16 protein-coding genes and 1 pseudogene are annotated in these 16,112 nt (G+C 66.2%); 8 read left to right on the forward strand and 9 right to left on the reverse strand.

Annotation, left to right across the window (positions count from 1 at the left end; genetic code table 11):
- The first annotated feature begins 112 nt into the window (after positions 1 to 112).
- Positions 113 to 1,231 carry an NAD(P)/FAD-dependent oxidoreductase gene (locus AC5RWD_RS15015; RefSeq protein ID WP_494020768.1) on the forward strand — a complete coding sequence of 373 codons (1,119 nt, stop codon included), beginning with the start codon at positions 113 to 115 and terminating at the stop codon, positions 1,229 to 1,231.
- A gap of 152 nt (positions 1,232 to 1,383) precedes the next feature.
- Here AC5RWD_RS15015 and AC5RWD_RS15020 read toward each other — a convergent pair whose 3' ends face one another.
- Positions 1,384 to 1,614, reverse strand: coding sequence for a hypothetical protein (locus AC5RWD_RS15020; protein WP_494020769.1), 231 nt, complete (start codon positions 1,612 to 1,614; stop codon positions 1,384 to 1,386).
- A 100-nt stretch (positions 1,615 to 1,714) separates the two neighbouring features.
- Here AC5RWD_RS15020 and AC5RWD_RS15025 point away from each other — a divergent pair, with 100 nt between their 5' ends.
- Positions 1,715 to 1,948, forward strand: a complete 234-nt coding sequence (locus tag AC5RWD_RS15025) for an EAL domain-containing protein (protein ID WP_494020802.1) — start codon at positions 1,715 to 1,717, stop codon at positions 1,946 to 1,948.
- On the opposite strand, the gene AC5RWD_RS15030 is transcribed toward AC5RWD_RS15025, so the two are convergent.
- The 3 genes from AC5RWD_RS15030 to AC5RWD_RS15040 all read right to left on the reverse strand — a co-directional run bounded on the left by AC5RWD_RS15030 (position 1,945) and on the right by AC5RWD_RS15040 (position 5,228).
- A complete protein-coding gene (locus AC5RWD_RS15030) occupies positions 1,945 to 3,744 on the reverse strand; it encodes a hypothetical protein (protein WP_494020803.1) in 1,800 nt (599 codons plus the stop codon). The genes AC5RWD_RS15025 and AC5RWD_RS15030 overlap by 4 nt on opposite strands.
- A 133-nt stretch (positions 3,745 to 3,877) precedes the next feature.
- A complete protein-coding gene (locus tag AC5RWD_RS15035) occupies positions 3,878 to 4,462 on the reverse strand; it encodes a hypothetical protein (RefSeq protein ID WP_494020770.1) in 585 nt (194 codons plus the stop codon).
- Positions 4,463 to 4,535: 73 nt separating this feature from the next.
- Positions 4,536 to 5,228, reverse strand: coding sequence for a TetR/AcrR family transcriptional regulator (locus AC5RWD_RS15040; protein ID WP_494020771.1), 693 nt, complete (start codon positions 5,226 to 5,228; stop codon positions 4,536 to 4,538).
- Between the two features lie 132 nt (positions 5,229 to 5,360).
- Between AC5RWD_RS15040 and AC5RWD_RS15045 the strand changes: the two are divergent.
- From AC5RWD_RS15045 to AC5RWD_RS15055, 3 genes and pseudogenes are all read left to right on the forward strand, one after another.
- Positions 5,361 to 6,785: pseudogene (locus tag AC5RWD_RS15045) on the forward strand (flavin monoamine oxidase family protein); the annotation flags it as partial.
- A gap of 71 nt (positions 6,786 to 6,856) precedes the next feature.
- Positions 6,857 to 8,371 carry an APC family permease gene (locus tag AC5RWD_RS15050; RefSeq protein ID WP_494020772.1) on the forward strand — a complete coding sequence of 505 codons (1,515 nt, stop codon included), beginning with the start codon at positions 6,857 to 6,859 and terminating at the stop codon, positions 8,369 to 8,371.
- Between the two features lie 146 nt (positions 8,372 to 8,517).
- A complete protein-coding gene (locus tag AC5RWD_RS15055; protein ID WP_494020773.1) occupies positions 8,518 to 9,000 on the forward strand; it encodes a pyridoxamine 5'-phosphate oxidase family protein in 483 nt (160 codons plus the stop codon).
- 25 nt (positions 9,001 to 9,025) lie between these two features.
- On the opposite strand, the gene AC5RWD_RS15060 is transcribed toward AC5RWD_RS15055, so the two are convergent.
- From AC5RWD_RS15060 to AC5RWD_RS15080, 5 genes are all read right to left on the reverse strand, one after another.
- Positions 9,026 to 10,192, reverse strand: a complete 1,167-nt coding sequence (locus AC5RWD_RS15060; protein ID WP_494020774.1) for a cytochrome P450 — start codon at positions 10,190 to 10,192, stop codon at positions 9,026 to 9,028.
- 141 nt (positions 10,193 to 10,333) lie between these two features.
- Positions 10,334 to 11,257 (reverse strand): AEC family transporter, encoded by a 924-nt coding sequence (locus AC5RWD_RS15065; protein WP_494020775.1) that lies wholly within the window; start codon positions 11,255 to 11,257, stop codon positions 10,334 to 10,336.
- A gap of 283 nt (positions 11,258 to 11,540) precedes the next feature.
- Positions 11,541 to 11,747: a hypothetical protein gene (locus tag AC5RWD_RS15070; protein WP_306920188.1), complete on the reverse strand. Its 207-nt coding sequence runs from the start codon at positions 11,745 to 11,747 to the stop codon at positions 11,541 to 11,543.
- A gap of 106 nt (positions 11,748 to 11,853) precedes the next feature.
- The gene (locus AC5RWD_RS15075) at positions 11,854 to 12,321 is read right to left on the reverse strand and encodes an SRPBCC family protein (protein WP_494020776.1); all 468 of its coding nucleotides are present in this window, start codon (positions 12,319 to 12,321) and stop codon (positions 11,854 to 11,856) included.
- A 43-nt stretch (positions 12,322 to 12,364) separates the two neighbouring features.
- Positions 12,365 to 13,009, reverse strand: coding sequence for a hypothetical protein (locus tag AC5RWD_RS15080; protein WP_494020777.1), 645 nt, complete (start codon positions 13,007 to 13,009; stop codon positions 12,365 to 12,367).
- A 183-nt stretch (positions 13,010 to 13,192) separates the two neighbouring features.
- Here AC5RWD_RS15080 and AC5RWD_RS15085 point away from each other — a divergent pair, with 183 nt between their 5' ends.
- The 3 genes from AC5RWD_RS15085 to AC5RWD_RS15095 all read left to right on the forward strand — a co-directional run bounded on the left by AC5RWD_RS15085 (position 13,193) and on the right by AC5RWD_RS15095 (position 16,098).
- Complete coding sequence (locus AC5RWD_RS15085; protein ID WP_494020778.1) at positions 13,193 to 13,570, forward strand: VOC family protein; 378 nt, start codon at positions 13,193 to 13,195, stop codon at positions 13,568 to 13,570.
- Positions 13,571 to 13,576: 6 nt separating this feature from the next.
- Entirely contained in the window at positions 13,577 to 14,599 is a 1,023-nt protein-coding gene (locus AC5RWD_RS15090) for a PHP domain-containing protein (protein ID WP_494020779.1), read from the forward strand.
- Positions 14,600 to 14,718: 119 nt separating this feature from the next.
- Positions 14,719 to 16,098, forward strand: a complete 1,380-nt coding sequence (locus tag AC5RWD_RS15095) for an MFS transporter (RefSeq protein ID WP_494020780.1) — start codon at positions 14,719 to 14,721, stop codon at positions 16,096 to 16,098.
- Positions 16,099 to 16,112: the final 14 nt, after the last annotated feature.

Here is a 16,112-nt window from a genome sequence, read left to right on the forward strand (position 1 = left end):
CGTCAGCCCGCCAACACTCTTGCGGCACCTCGCCGCCTGCAGTCACGGACGCGGCGGAATCCAAAGCCGCGTCCTCATCAACCGTGTCCAAAACCTCAGAAAGGGAGAACTCATGTCCTCCACCGCCACCAAGCACGTCGCCATCATCGGCGGCGGCATCCTGGGCGTCTCCACCGCTGTCCACCTGCTACGCGAAGGCGCATCCGTGACGCTGCTGACCGAGGGCGGCCTGGCCAGCGAAGCCACCGGCCGGTCACTCTCCTGGCTGAACTCCGCCGGCGAACGGTCTACGCCCTATCACCAGCTCCGGCTCGCCGGCGTGGACCGGTACCGCACGCTCTTCGCAGCCGACCCCGGCCGGGAGTGGCTGCAGTTCGGCGGCGGGCTGATGTGGAACGCCGAAGGGCAACGGGAGGCCACCGAGGCCCGCCACGCCTACGAGAAGTCCATCGGCTATGACTCGAAGCTGCTGGCTCCGGAGGAGGTCGCTGCGGCCACCCCCGGCATCAATGCCGCCGCGATCCCGGAGAACGCCATCTTCAACCCCGGTGAGGGCTGGGTCAGCCTGCCGGACCTGGTGGACTTCCTGATGGAGGAGTTCCACGGGCGCGGCGGCCGGCTGGTGCTGAACGCCGGCAAGTCGTCCGTGGTTGTCGGCGGCGGCCGGGCGGTGGGCGTCGAGACGGCGGCGGGGGAGACGTACGACGCCGACGCGGTGCTCGTGGCGTGCGGTGCGGCGACACCCGCCGTCGTCGCTCCCCTGGGTGTGGACATCCCCAACGGGTCGCCGGTGTCCATGCTGGTGCTGACCAAGCCGGTGGAGCACGACGTCAAGGCGGTCATGAACACGCCGCGGGCCGCCGTGCGCCCCAACCCTGGCGGCACGTTTGCCCTGGACCACGACTGGTACGAGGAACACATCACAGAGCATGCGGACGGTTCGTTCAGCATCCCCGAGGAAGTGGTGCAGGAACTCGCCGACGAAGCCGGCAAGGTCATTGCCGGAAACCCCGAACTCAAGCCCGCGAGCTGGAAGATCGGCTACAAGCCGATTCCGGGCGACGGCGAGCCGGTGCTGGGCGAGCTCGGCCAGGTGCCCGGCTGCTTCGTCGCGTTTACCCACTCCGGTGCCACGCTCGGGCTGGTGGTCGGCGAACTCCTCGCCGGCGAGATCCTGACGGGTGACAGGCACCCCATGCTGGCCGCGTTCCGTCCGGCCCGGTTCTCCTAGGCATTGATTCAAAGTCCCGGGCCAAACGGAAGCCCCGCACCGCTGTCAGCAGCGGTGCGGGGCTTCGTTGGCGAAATATCCGGTGTCTGGGGTCCGGAGCGCTTCCCTAAAGCTACCGGCCGGTAACCAGAAGTCAGGCAGGAGACCCGGACTCAGCCAACCGGATGCCCGTGGATGCAGGTCGTTTCCCCAGGCAGGACGTCGTGCCCCTGGATGCAGGTGACCGTTGGCGGCGGCGGGGCGTCATGGGCGATGAAGAACAGGCTGCTCTTGCCGTGGCTGATGCCGGCGTCTTCGCGCTGGAGCCAGGAAGGACGGTGAACGCCGGATTTCGTCTCCTCTCCGTGTCCACGGGAGGCGTGCCTGAATGGATTCCTGACCACGGTGACCGCGACCCTTCCAAACTACCGTCGCTGCTTCTGCAGTGAACCGCCGGTGCATCGAGTATAGGCGGGGTGCGATTGCCGGCGACAGAGGGAGATCCTGTCCCGGCTGCAGGACAGTGGAATACAGATTGCCATTGACGACTTCGGCACCGGATACAGCTCCCTGGCCTACCTGCGCGACCTGCCCATCAATGAGCTGAAACTGGACCGCTCCTTTATAGCCCCGATGACCCACTGTCCGTCCTTCGCCCCGTGCCGGCGGCCGAGCTGGACGAATGGCTCGCGGCATCCCGCCTGGAAAGCGAGCTGCCCTCGGCGTGACGCGACTTAGCCGCCGCTTGCCCTTGCCGGGGTTGCCGGGGTTGCCGGCGCAGTTGCCGGGGCTGCGGGCGGGGCTGCCGGTGCGGTGGCCGGGGTTGGCGGAGTGGTTGGGGCGGACGACGGCGGGAGGTTCAGTGTGACGGTGACCTTTCCGTCAGGGGCCACGGCGGTCCGTCCGTGCTCATATTCCTGAATTGTGGCCCCTGCCGTGCCCGGAAGGGGGTCGGTCCTGGGGAACCCGAGCGGGCCCGCTTCGGCGCCGCTGTTCAGCCATGCGGTGCGGTGCGGGCCGGAGGAGAGGTGCGCACCTGTTGCCCGGGACCAGACGAGGTAGCCGTTCCGGAAGCCTTGGTAGCGGCCGCCGTTCCCGGTGGACAGTTCATTGGTGGTGGCATGCCCGAGCGTGCGGGCGGTCCTGAACTTGGCGCCGATGGCCCCGGCAACAATCCGCGCCCCCGCCTGGGCGGTCCACGTGATGGTGCCGCCCTGGAAGTTCTGCGCCGCACCGCCGCTGAAGGCGTACTCATTGCTTGTGGGGTAGCCGAGGGCACCCTGCTCCGAACCGGACCCAGCCCAGGCCGTGCGGATGGCACCGCGGGTGGTGCGGGCGCCGGTGGCGGGGGACCAGTGGATGATTCCGCCCTGGAAGGTCTGGTAGCTGCCGCCGTCCTTCAGGCCGCCGATCTCATCGGACGTGGGGTAGCCGAGCAGCCCGCGTTCGTAGCCCGACCCAGCCCAGGCCGCGAGGATTCCACCACGGGTGATGTGCGTCCCCGCCGCCCTGGACCAGTGGATCCGGCCGCCTTGGAAGTTCTGGTATGCGCCGCCGTTCCTGAGGCCGCGGCCCTCATCCGACGTCGGGTAGCCGAGCCGGCCGTTCTGCGCGCCGGCTGCAGCCCACTTGCTCCGGATCGCCCCGCCGATCGTACGCGCGCCGCCGGCCGCTGACCAGTAGATCGACCCGCCCCGGAACACCTGGTACGCCCCGCCGCTGCGCAGTCCTGTCAGCTCACGGGAGGCGGGGTTGCCGAGCCAGCTGGCGGGCCCGCCGGTCCGGGCGTACTTGGCGGTGATGGCACCGAACGGGTTGCTCGAGTATGGCGTGAAAATGTCATCCACTGCACCCATGATGATGCGGTCTCCGGGCCGGCTGGTCCGGAGCAGACGCGTGACCGTGGCCAGGCTCGTGGAGACGCAGCCGGCGCTGGGGGCGCGGCCGGCGTGGAAGAAAATGGCGAACGAGGCGCCAAGAACAGTCTTGGAGTCCGGCGGGCGGTTGTAGTTGATGACGGCTGCCTGCTCGTAGTAGCCCTGGTTCATGAAGGTCCAGAGGTTCTCGTCGGCATCGCCGCCTGCGCCTTCAAAGTACTGGTTGTAGTTCCGGTTCCATTCACCGCCCCAGCGGGACCGGGAGTTGATCGTGTAGTACTTCAGGGCGGTGCCCGGATTGCTGCGGCCCAGGGCCTCCGTGAAACTGAACGAGCCGGTGGGGGACCGGTAGGTATCCTCCCATTCGCGGTTTTGCGCCGCGAAGCCGTACTGACCGCCATAGCCCCAGTCCTGCCATTCCTGGACATAGCGGTTTCCGGAACGGACGCAGCCGGTGATGGTGAGCAGGCTGGTATTGCGGGTGGTGGCGGTGGCGAACGTGACCCTGTTCGCCCCGAAACCGGAAAACTTGGTCTGCCCGGCGCTGAGCCTGGCACAGGGGTTGTAAACCTGCGCGGACGCGTTAGCGGGCGGTGCCGTGGCCAGCGCCCCGGCCGGAACGGCCAGCGCGAGCAGGGCAGCGACAAGGACTTTCATAACAGACACGGCGGAGACCTTTGCCTACGGCGGCAGCCGCATCCCCCCGCGGGCGCCATCCGGACACGAGCATATAGTGCGCTCGGTTGTGCGGCAGGCATTGGGCTGCGGCAAACGCCGCAGCCGCTTCCTGTCAGGCCAGGATTTTCTTGTGGAAGAACACCAGATAGTCGCCTGTGGCGACTTCAAATCCGAAGTCCTTCCAGTAGGCCCGCAGCGCCGACTTGGCCTCCTCATACTCCGGTGAGCCCGCCGGTGGGGACCCCTCGCCGTCCGGTGCGGCGTGGACCACCACCAGGTTCACCGATCGGCCCACAGTCTCGACGATGGCGTTAAGCACCGTGTATCCCGTTCTGTCGCCGCGGTACTCCGGGAGGATCTCGAGGGAGGAGACGATCATCAGGTCGCCGCCGTCCTGCAGGTACTCGCCGATCAGGTCCGGGCGGTCCATGGTCAGCATTTCGACGGCCTTGGCCATCTCCTGGTCTGCCTTGCCGGTGGTGAGGAAGAGATTGATCATGCCGGCTTTGGGAACAACCTGGACGACGGCGCTGCCGAGCCGCTTTTCCTCATTGCCGCCGCCGGGGGCCGGCAGGCTGCAACTTACGGCAACTTCCCACCGCATCGGGTAGTCTGCGGGATCATGTTCCAGGCCAGGAGTGCCCCGGTACCGGAGCTTGTACTCAAAGAACAGCGATTCCGGGTCGATTACGGTCATGGCGCCGTCCTTGGGTTCGCAACGTTGCGTGTTAAGGAATTTTAGTCGCGTTGGACGGCGGGAGGAATGGGGATCAGGTCCTCAGGCCGCCCAGACCGCTGATCAGCGCCTCCAGGCCCAGGCTGAAGGCCACGTCGGCAGGCCGTTCGTGCCGCTGCCCGGCCAGGCTCCGGACAGCGGCCGTGAAACTCGGTGTCGCCTCCGCCATGGTTCCGGGGTCGAAGATGTCGGCCGGCGCCGTCACGTCGTAGGCCGAGCCGAAGATGAAGGATTCCAGTGCGACGATCGAGGAGACGATCCGCTCCTCGGGAAATCCGGCGTCGCGGAATCCGGAGCTGACCGTTTCATACATCGCGAGGGTCTGTGGTGCGTCGGTCACTGGCAGCACGGCTATGACCGGTATCAGCGGCGTGTGCCGGGAGAACACGTCCCGGTAGCTCCACGCCCACTTCCGCACGGCGTCCTCCCAGGGGTCGGCGCCGAAGGCCGAGACATCCACGAGGGATGCGAGATGGTCCTCCACCAGCAGGAGCACGTCCCGCTTGGATTTCACGTGGTTGTAGAGGGCCGACGGCGCCACGTTCAGTGACCGGGCCAGTGCGGCCATGGTGAGGCCGTCGTAGCCCTTCTTCTCGATGAGAAGCAGCGCGGCTTCCGTGATGCCGCCCTTGTCCAGCACGCCTCCCACGGGGCGCCCGGCACGGCGCCGGCCGCCTTGCCCAGCTGTCGCTGAACCGGCTGTTGCTACGGCTGGTGATGCCGGCATGGCTAACCTTTCTCCGGGTGGACGTCCTCAGCATTATTCCATCAGCCTCTTCCCCTCCTTCGCCAAAGGCTCTATAGTTCTTATAAATGAATGGCATTCATTTAGTGGTTCGCATCACTTACGCGGCCACAGAGAAAGGACATCATGCTGAATCTTGACCGCGACGTAGTGATCGTAGGCGCCGGCCCCTCCGGCCTGACCGCCGCACGCGAACTGAAAAAGGCCGGCCTGACCGTGGCCGTGCTGGAAGCCCGTGACCGCGTGGGCGGCCGGACATGGACCGACACCGTTGACGGTGCCATGCTCGAAATCGGCGGCCAGTGGGTATCCCCGGACCAGACTGCACTGCTGGCCCTGCTGGAGGAGCTTGGCCTGGAAACGTACTCCCGCTACCGCGAAGGGGAGTCCGTCTACATCGGGGCGGACGGCGCGCCGGTCCGCTACACCGGCGACATGTTCCCGGTGGGCGCCACCACGGCTGCCGAAATGAACAAGCTCATCGCGCTGCTGGACGAACTGGCGGCCGAGATTGGCCCCACCGAACCCTGGGCCCACCCCAAGGCCCGCGAGCTGGACACCATCTCCTTCCACCACTGGCTGCGGCAGAACTCCCCCGACGAGGAGGCCTGCAACAACATCGGGCTGTTCATCGCCGGCGGCATGCTCACCAAGCCGGCGCACGCCTTCTCCGCCCTGCAGGCCGTCCTGATGGCCGCCTCCGCGGGCTCCTTCACCCACCTCACCGATGAGGACTTCATCCTGGACAAGCGGGTTATCGGCGGGATGCAGCAGGTCTCACTGCTGCAGGCAGCGGAACTGGGCTCCGACGTCGTCCTTAACAGCCCGGTGCGCACCATCCATTGGGAGGCCGACGGCGAAAACGGCCACCGCGTCACCGCCGTCTCCGACCGGGCCACGGTGAACGCGCGCTTCGTGATCATGGCCGTGCCGCCCAACCTGTACTCCAGGGTCTCCTTCAACCCGCCGCTGCCGCGCCGCCAGCACCAGATGCACCAGCACCAGTCGCTGGGCCTGGTCATCAAGGTGCACGCCGTCTACAGCACGCCGTTCTGGCGCGAGGACGGGCTCTCCGGCACCGGGTTCGGCGCGGGCTCGCTGGTCCAGGAGGTCTACGACAACACGAACCACGGCGACACCCGCGGAACGCTCGTGGGTTTCATTTCCGATGAAAAGGCCGACGCCGTCTTCGAGCTCAGTGCCGAGGAGCGCCGCGGCGCCGTCCTGGAGTCAATCGCCGGCTTCCTTGGGGACAAGGCGCTCGAGCCTGAGGTGTACTACGAATCCGACTGGGGTTCCGAGGAATGGACGCGCGGCGCCTATGCTGCCAGCTACGACCTCGGCGGACTGCACCGCTACGGCAAGGACCAGCACACAGCCGTCGGACCCATCTACTGGTGCTCTTCCGACCTCGCCGCCGAAGGCTACCAGCACGTGGACGGGGCGGTACGCATGGGCCAGTCCACCGCCGCCCGCATTACGGAGGCTGCCGCAGCGACGGCGCCTGAACTGGCGAACGCAACGGCCGCCGTCGGCTAACCGCGCAGCGGCCACATCCCGGTGGCCGCACCCCCATTCAACGATGAATGACACTCCGGAGAGGCAATCCCATGAGTACAAAAGCCCCCCTCACCCAGGACACGCACAAAAGCCTGAGTGAAAAGGGACTCAAGGCCGGGTCCGTCGGGCTGATCGGCGCCGTGGTGATCGGCGTGTCGTGCATCGCGCCGGCGTACACGCTCACCGCGGCCCTCGGACCCACCGTTTCCGAGGTGGGCGTGCATCTGCCGGCGGTCTTCCTCGTGGGATTCATCCCGATGCTGCTCGTGGCGCTCGGCTACCGGGAACTGAACAACGCAATGCCCGACGCCGGAACCTCCTTCACGTGGGCAACGCGCGCCTTTGGTCCGTGGATCGGCTGGATGGGAGGCTGGGGGCTGATCGCCGCCACCATCATCGTGCTGTCCAACCTGGCGGCGGTCGCCGTCGACTTCTTCTACCTGATGCTCGCCCAGCTGCTCGGCAATCCCGGGATCGCTGAGCTGTCGCAGAATCTGCCGCTGAACATCGCCACCACCCTGGTGTTCATCGCGGCGGCCTGCTGGATCTCATACCGCGGCATGGAAACCACCAAGGGCGTCCAGTACGTCCTGGTGGGGTTCCAGCTGCTGGTGCTGGGGTGGTTCGCCGTCGCAGCGTTCGTCCACGTGGCCAACGGGACCGCGTTCGACGCCACGGCCATCTCACCGGACTGGTTCAACCCCTTCGCCGTCGACTCCTTCTCCGCCTTCGCGGCGGGTGTGTCACTGTCGATCTTCATTTACTGGGGCTGGGACGTGACCCTGACCATGAACGAGGAGACGCGGAACCCGGAGAAGACCCCCGGGCGGGCGGCGACCGTGACCGTCGTCGTCATCGTGGCCATCTACATGATGGCTGCGCTGGCCACGCTGTCCTTTGCCGGCGTCGGGGAGACCGGGCTGGGCACCGGCAATCCCGACAACCAGTCCAGCATCTTCGCGGTCCTGTCCGGGCCGGTCATGGGGCCGTTCGCCATCCTGATGTCGCTGGCCATCCTCAGCAGTTCCGCGGCCTCGCTGCAGTCCACGTTCGTCTCGCCGGCACGGACGCTGCTGGCGATGGGCCACTACAAGGCCCTGCCCGGGAAGTTCGGCAAAGTCAGCCCCACGTTCAAGTCACCGAGCTACGCCACCATTGCGGCTGCCGTCGCCGCGGCGGCGTTCTACGTGATCACCCGGACCACCTCGGAGAACGCCCTGTGGGACACCATCACGGCGCTGGGCATGATGATCTGCTTCTACTACGGGATCACGGCGCTCGCGTGCGTCTGGTTCTTCCGTGCCGTCGCCTTCAGCAGCGCCCGCGCGTTCCTCTTCAAGTTCCTGGCTCCGCTGCTGGGCGGGGTGATCCTGCTGGTGATGTTCGTGAAGACGGCCTACGACTCCATGGATCCGGAATACGGCTCGGGTTCGTCGGTGGGCGGGGTGGGCATGGTGTTCATCCTGGGCATGGGCGTCATCCTGCTCGGCGTTGTCACCATGCTGGTCATGGCCCGGATCCGGCCCGAGTTCTTCCGGGGCAAGGTCCTGGCGCGGGGACTCTGAACCTGTCTGCCGGCTTCCGGGCCTGGCGGGTGGAAAGTAAGCACGCTTACCAATAGTGTGGGTGCAAGGGCACTGACCCGGTTCAACTGAACGTACTGCAGAGAACGTACTGCAGAGAACGTACTCGAACAGAACGAGGTGACAGCATGACGGGCACGGAAAGCATCAGCAAGGTCACGGACATCATCAACGATTCCCATATCGGAATGTTCACCACCATCAACGAAGAAGGCGCGCTGGTCAGCCGGCCGCTGGCCGTCCAGGATGTTAAGGACGACGGCGACATGTGGTTCTTCGCCGGGGAGGGAACCTCCCAGGTGGCCCACATCGCTGCCGATGCAAGGGTCAATGTGTCCTTCGGCAAGCGCACCGAATGGGTGTCGGTAGCGGGGACCGCCGAGGTGGTGCGCGACCGGGCCAAGATCCGCGAGATGTGGAACCAGACGGTGGAGGCCTGGTTCCCGGATGGTCCGGACACCCCTGAGGTGGTCCTGCTGCATGTGGACTCCGACTCCGCCGAGTACTGGACCAGCCCGGGCGGTACAGCGGCCACGGTTCTGCAGTGGGTCAAGTCCAAGGTCACACACAGCCGCATGAGCGTGGGCGAGAGCGGGACGGTGGAGCTGTAGTTCCTCTTCCAGCAGCAACGCGGGGTTAAGGAGCCGGCCAGGTGACAGGCAGCTCCTTGACTCCGTAAACGATGGTGCTGTCCATCCGTTCCAGGTGGGCTCCCGGCGTAAGGGCCAGTCCGGGAAGCCGGTCCAGAATGCCCTGCAGCGCGATCCTGGCTTCGAGCCTGGCCAGCGGGGCGCCCAGGCAAAAGTGGATGCCGTGCCCGAAGGCAAGATGCCGGTTTGGCGTCCGGTCGATGTCGAACTGTTCGGGACGCTGGAACTGGCGCTGATCGCGGTTTGCCGAACCGATCCAGGCCACCAGCGGCGCCCCGGCCGGAACCCGGAGGCCGCCCAGCGTTGTGCTGCTGGCCGTCACCCTGTACATCGACTGGACGGGAGAGCGGTAGCGCAGCACTTCCTCTATGGCCTGGGGGAGCAAGGACGGCTCGGCGCGGAGCCGGTCCATCGATCCCGGCGCTTCGGCGAAACTGAGGACAGCGTTCCCGATCAGATTGGTGGTGGTTTCATTGCCCGCCACCAGCAGCAGGCTGCAGAAGCCCAGCAGCTCGGCCACGCTCAGCTTCTGCCCGTCGATTTCGGCCACCAGCAGGTTGCTGATCAGGTCGTTACCGGGCTGGCTTCTGCGGTGCTCGATGAGGGCCAGGAAGTACTCGGCCATTTCCCGGTTGGTGGTGCTGTGGTCCTCGGTCCGGCCTCCTGACTGCGTCTGGCTGACGATGGCGTCGGACCAGTGTTTGAAGCGGTCGCGGTCCCCGGCGGGGATGCCCATGAGCTCCGCGATCACGATCACCGGCAGCGGGTAGGCCAGCTCTGCGATGAGGTCGGCCGATCCTTTGGCAGCGATACCGTCCAGCAGCTCCTCCGTCAGTGCTGAGATGCGCGGCGCGAGCCCGTCCACGGCCCTCGGCGTGAACGCCTGGGTCACCAGGGAGCGCAATTGCCGGTGCCGGGGCGGATCGGCGGTGATCAGGCTCGCCGCAAACAGTTGCCCTGTCTCGGAGGGATCGTCGCCTCCCATCTTGGAGGAGAACGTGCCGTGTTCGGACAGAACCCGCTGGACGTCGTCGTACCTGTAGACATGCCAGCTTCCGGATTGCTCGTCCTGGAAGACGGCGGCGGATTCCCGCATCCGTTCATACAGCGGGAAGGGATCCAGCGAAGGCCCATCAGTGTTGACGAAGTCCATGGCCGGCCTCTCTGCTCGGCCCGGCGCTGTTCGGCATAGCCGAGGCGTCCAGGCGGTGGGGCCAACAGGCCCGTAGGAGCAGAGTTTATTCCGGGAAGGTGCCCGCCGTCAGTAGCCGGGCGGGACTGAGCCGAACAGCCATCAACCGAACAGCCAGGCCGCCCCCAGCAGCAGGGGGATTGCCAAAGCCGACGTAATGACCGCCGTCGATTGCGCAAGGTTCTGGCCCACGCCGTACCGGACTGCGTAGAGGACCACGTTCTGGCCGGTGGGAAGGATCGCGCAGGCCGTGACAACGAAGGTGCTGAAGGTATCGAGGTGGAACACAAACACGGCCAGCAGCCAGGCGAGTGCCGGTTGGATGGCCGACTTGAGGATGACCGCGAACAGGGTGGGGACGCGGTCCACGGTGCCTTGGCGCGGTGAGAGGCCGTGGAGCGACATGCCGAAGATGATCAGCATCAGCGGAACCGTCAGCTGGGCGACCAGCTTCAGGGGATCCAGCACCAGGGCCGGAAGCTCAATTCCGGCCGCGCTGACGATGACGCCGAGAATCGCCGCCACCGTGACGGGATTGCGTAAGGGAGTGGACAGAATGCTCCATATGGAGGCCCGTTTCCCCTCAGGATCGGTCAGGTCCAGGATGGTCAGCGCCACCGGAGTCACGAGCGCCAGCTGGAACAGCATGATAGGGGTGACGAAGGTGGCGCTGCCGAGAATGTACAGGGACAGTGGAACGCCGAGGTTCGTGGAATTGACGATTCCTGTGGCCAGCGCGCCGATGGTGGTGCGCCGGACGCCCCACCGTCCGATTGCCCCGCTGAGTGCGAACAGTGCCATTACGCAAAGCGCCGTGACGACGGAGATGAGGCCTGTCTGGCTGAGGACTTCGGAAATATGCCGGGACGCGATGGTGGAGAACATCAGGCTCGGCAGCCCGACCATGAAGGTCAGGGTGGACAGCACCTTTGTTCCGTGCGGCCCCAGGGCGTTGGTCCTGGCCAGGATGTAGCCGACGAGCAGGACCATGCCCACCACAAAGAATCCCTTTAAGACTCCATCCAAACTGCGATCCTCAATTCATCCGCTGGCGGGGCCGGCGGCGGTTGGATTCCGCCCGCACCGACGGAACGTCCGGTGGAGCAGGCCGCACGCGCTGGCAAGGGAGCCCGGCAGCCGTGGGAACCGGCCGTTGACCCGTCGTCTAAGACTATATTTTTTGCGTGCCGCCGCCGGACGGGTTACCTGGCTAGGCAGCACAGACGCAGAGAAGACGGGCCCCTAAGGGGGACCCGTCTTCCGTGTCTGCGGCTCGGATCAGGCCTGGCCAGGCAAAGAAGCCGTTTGGCTACAGGCCGAGGCCGCCGAGCTTGTCCCCGAGTCCGCCGGGAAGCTTGCCCAACAGTTCTGCGGGGTTGATACCGAACTGGGAGAGCAGCCCGGCGTGCTGGTCCGTGTCGACCTGGTCCGGCAGTTCCGCTTCGGCCTGCGCGGCCTTGTCGTTGTCGCCTTTGGACCTGAGTAGTTCGAGGATCTGTGACTTGTCGATCTGCATGGCGTTCTCCTTTACGATTTCCGGAACTGCTAAGGGTGCTTACTACCTTTCCGGAAAACGGTCCGCAGAACAAGGGCAGCAATCATACGTTGCTGAAGAAGCGGGACTAGGCCGGCCTGCTCCCGATGACGGAAGCCAGCGCTGCCAGGCCCTTCTCGAAGTCACCGCCCACCATCTTGTCCATGTTCATGAACAGCGCAAAGACCTTGCCGATGCCTTTGTGCTCGCCGGCCATGGTCCACGTGACGCGCGTGCCGCCGCCCTCCGGGACGAAGGTGAAGGTGGTGGGGTTCACTGCCGGGAACGGCTTGGTGAACTCAAGCCGGATCCGAATGACATCAGGTTCCTGGGACTCCACGATCTCCATGTTGCCGGCACCTGCCTTGCGGTTCCCGCTCCAGGCATACTTGGCACCGACACCGGATTCCGCGCCGGAGTAGGTCCGCTTCATGTCCGGGTCCACGCTCTCCCATGGGGACCACTTGGGCCACTCGCGGAAGCTGTTGACCAGCGGAAACACGTCCTTGGCGGGGGCGGGAATGACCGTGCTGCGCGAGACTGCGTACGTTGACATGGCCCCATCCTACGGCCGCTTCCGCGGTCGTGAAGGCGTCTGATCAGGTGTTTTGTCCCGCTGGCGGCCGCCCGGCCACTGGGGAGGACAACCCTGCCGGACGCAGGCTCGCCGGCACGCCCGCAGCAACTTCCGCGCGGTCCAGCGCCAGGCCGAGGCGGTCCACGGCATGCGGATACTGGGGGTCCCAAGCGGTTCTTAGCGTCTCGGCCTCCCGCAGCGCCTTCACAAAATCAGCGGTTTCCGGACGCCGGACGTCCGCGAGGTCCGGGTAGCTGATGGCCAGTGCGGGGTCGAGTTCGTAGCGCGCCCAGCGTCCCACGATCTCTTCATGCACGACGGCGGCCGCACGGCACAGCGGGCCGTCCACCCGCCGGCGCCGCCGGGTCTCGTACCAGGACAGCACCGTGGGGCTGCTGCGGTACGCGGCAATGCCGCTGACCCCTGCTACGGCGGCCAGGGCCAGGCCAGCCGGCGGCGAGGAAACCGCGGGGATGAGCAGGGCCGGGGCAACCACCACCGAGCCGGCGAAAAGGTCCCAGAACAGCAGGTCAGAACTGTCGCCGTCGGACGTCTTTAAGTGATGGCGCACGGTGAAAACCGTGCAGGCGACTGCGGCCGCCAGCACTGCGCTCCAGAGGACCAGTTGCAGCAGCCCCAAGGGGGCGGCATCGGAAACTGCGGGCACCACTGCACCTCCCAAGGACGGGCGCTGCCCGGCAATCCGGGCCGCACTTAAATTGCAGCCCCTGCCGAAGCCCCGGTCAATGGGTACCTCCCCGGTCTGTGGACGGACCTGTAAAGGGGCGGGCCTGCTCAATGGGCGGACGGGCGGTTTGCAGCGGCGGGCGTGCGGCGTAGCGTAGGCGCCATGCGACTCAAAATGTGCAGCATCCACGTTCAGGACCCTGCCGCGGCGCACTCCTTCTACACGGAGACCCTCGGCTTCGACACGCTCATGGCCATGCCCGAGCACAATCTCTTCATCGTCAAGGACCCGGGAGCTGATAGCACCGTGGGACTGCTGCTGGAGCCCAGCGACAACCCCATCGCCTCCGCGTACAGCAAGGGACTGTACGACGCCGGGATCCCCGCCATCGTCTTCGGCTCCCCGGACGTCAGGGCCGAGTACGAGCGCCTGGCCGCCGCCGGCGTCCAGTTCCGGGGCGAACCCGCCGAGGACCCGTCCGGAATCTCCGCAGTCTTCGACGACGGCTGCGGCAACTTCATCCAGCTCCACCAGGACTAGTACGGCATGGACGCCGCTGACGCCCTCAACGAGATTGCCTTCTGGCTGGAGCGCTCCGCCGCGCCGACCTTCAAGGTCCAGGCGTTCCGGAAGGCGGCCGGGGTCATCAGCGGACTGGCGCCGGACGAGGTGGCGGAGCGCGCCCGCGACGGCAGGCTCAAGCGGACGAAGGGGATCGGTGACACCACCTTCACCGTCATTCGGCAGGCTGTGGACGGCGGGGTGCCCGACTATCTTGAGAAGCTGCGGGAGGGCGGCGCCAAGCCGCTCGCCGCGGGGGGAGACGGGCTGCGCCCGCTGCTCCGCGGCGACCTGCACAGCCACAGTGACTGGTCCGACGGCGGTTCCCCTCCGGAGCTGATGGCCGACGCCGCCCGGCACCTGGGCCGGGAATACCTCGCCCTGACGGACCACTCGCCAAACCTCAAGATCGCCAACGGGCTGACCGCCGAGCGGCTCAGCGAGCAGCTGGACGTGGTGGCCGGGCTGAACAGCGAAGCCGACGGCGGCTTCCGGTTGCTGTCCGGCATCGAGGTGGACATCCTGGAAAACGGCGAGCTGGACCAGACGCCGGAGATGCTGGACCGGCTGGATGTGGTGGTGGCCAGCGTGCACTCCAAACTCCGCTCGGACCGGCGCGCCATGACGGAGCGGATGCTCGGCGGCATCCGCGATCCCCACACCAATGTCCTGGGCCACTGCACCGGCCGCCTCCTGCAGGGGTCCCGCGGGACCCGTCCCGAGTCCGAATTCGATGCCGAGCGGGTCTTTGCGGCGTGCGCGGAAGCCGGTGTCGCCGTCGAAATCAACTCACGGCCCGAACGGCAGGACCCGCCGGACAACCTGATGCAGCTGGCACTCGAGGCCGGCTGCCTGTTCAGCATCGACAGCGACGCCCACGCCCCGGGCCAGCTCGATTTCCTGCAGTACGGCGCCGAGCGGGCCGAACGCAACGGTGTCCCGGCCGAGCGGATCATCACCACGTGGCCGCTGGACCGGCTCCTGGAATGGCTGAACAGCAGGAACTAGAGCGCGCACCCCTGCTCAAGAATTTAGTAAGCATAATGACTATCCGTGGACGGAGTGGTAAACCTTAATTGTTCCGTCGCGGAACCCGGGCGGACCCGTCTCTCCTTGCGAGGTGCAACATGAGCGCTATAAACCCGGCTGACCATCTGGACGAACTGGGCCACCGTACCCTGAAAAAAGTGCGCGGCCGCCTCATGCCGCTCATTGTGCTGCTCTACTTCGTGGCGTACCTGGACCGCAATAACGTTGGCTTCGCCAAGCTGACCATGAGCGAGGACATCGGCCTCAGCGCTTCGGCGTATGGCCTCGGCGCAGGCATCTTCTTCCTGGGCTACGCTCTGCTGGAAATTCCCAGCAACGGCGGCATGTACAAGTTCGGTGCCAGGAAGTGGATTGCCCGCATCCTGATCTCGTGGGGCATCTTCGCCACGGCGATGGCCCTGGTGAACGGCGAGGTGACCTTCTACATCATCCGCTTCCTTCTGGGTGCGGCGGAGGCAGGCTTCTTCCCGGCCATCCTCTTCTTCCTGACGCTGTGGTTCCCAGCCCGCCAGCGGGTCACCGTCCTGGGCATCTTCATTCTGGCCCAGCCGATCTCCAATGCACTGGGTGCCCCGGTTTCCGGCCTGCTGCTGCAGATGGACGGCATCATGGGTCTGCACGGCTGGCAGTGGCTGTACATCATCGAAGGTATTCCGGCCATCCTCCTCGGCCTGCTCACCCCGATCCTCATGACGGACCGTCCCAGCCACGCGCACTGGCTGGCAGATGACGAGCGGGAATGGCTGACACGGACCATGGACGAGGAACTGGCCCACAAGCAAAAGGGCCAGCCGCACCACTTCCTGGCCGGGCTCAAGGACCCCCGCACCATCGCCTACTCAGCCCTGTACTTCGGACTGGTCTGCGGCATCTACGGCCTGGGCCTGTGGATGCCCACCATCGTCGCGGCCCTCGGCAAGTTCAGCACCACCGAGGTGGGCTTTATCGTGGCCATCCCGTACTCGATCGCAGCGGTCTTCGTGTACTTCTGGGGCAAGCGGTCCGATCGCACCGGTAACCGCGTCCTGCACGCCAGCATCAGCATGGTGATGGCGGCCGTCGGCTTGCTGGCCGCCGGATACCTGGTGCAGGTCAACGCCATCCTGGCCATGATGGCCCTGACCCTCGCGGCCATGGGCATCTACTCGGCCATCGCCCCCTTCCTGGCCATGCCGTCCACCGCGCTGGTGGGAGCCGCGGCAGCCGCCGGCCTCGCCATGGTGAACTCGCTCGGTAATCTGGGCGGCTTCGTGGCGCCGTATGCGGTGGGCCTGTTCAATGACGCCACGGGCGACAACCGCTCAGGCCTCGTGTTCCTGGCCGTCTGCCTCGGCATCACGGCGGTTGCCACCTACCTGTACGCCCGCAAGCGTCCGGAAGGCCATGTGAAGCCGGGCACCCCTGCGGCCGTCGGTGAAGAAGCCGTTGCCGCTGACGAGTTCGATACCAAGTACTAGACGACATTAAGCGC

This window comes from Arthrobacter sp. CMU6 (genome assembly GCF_059090205.1).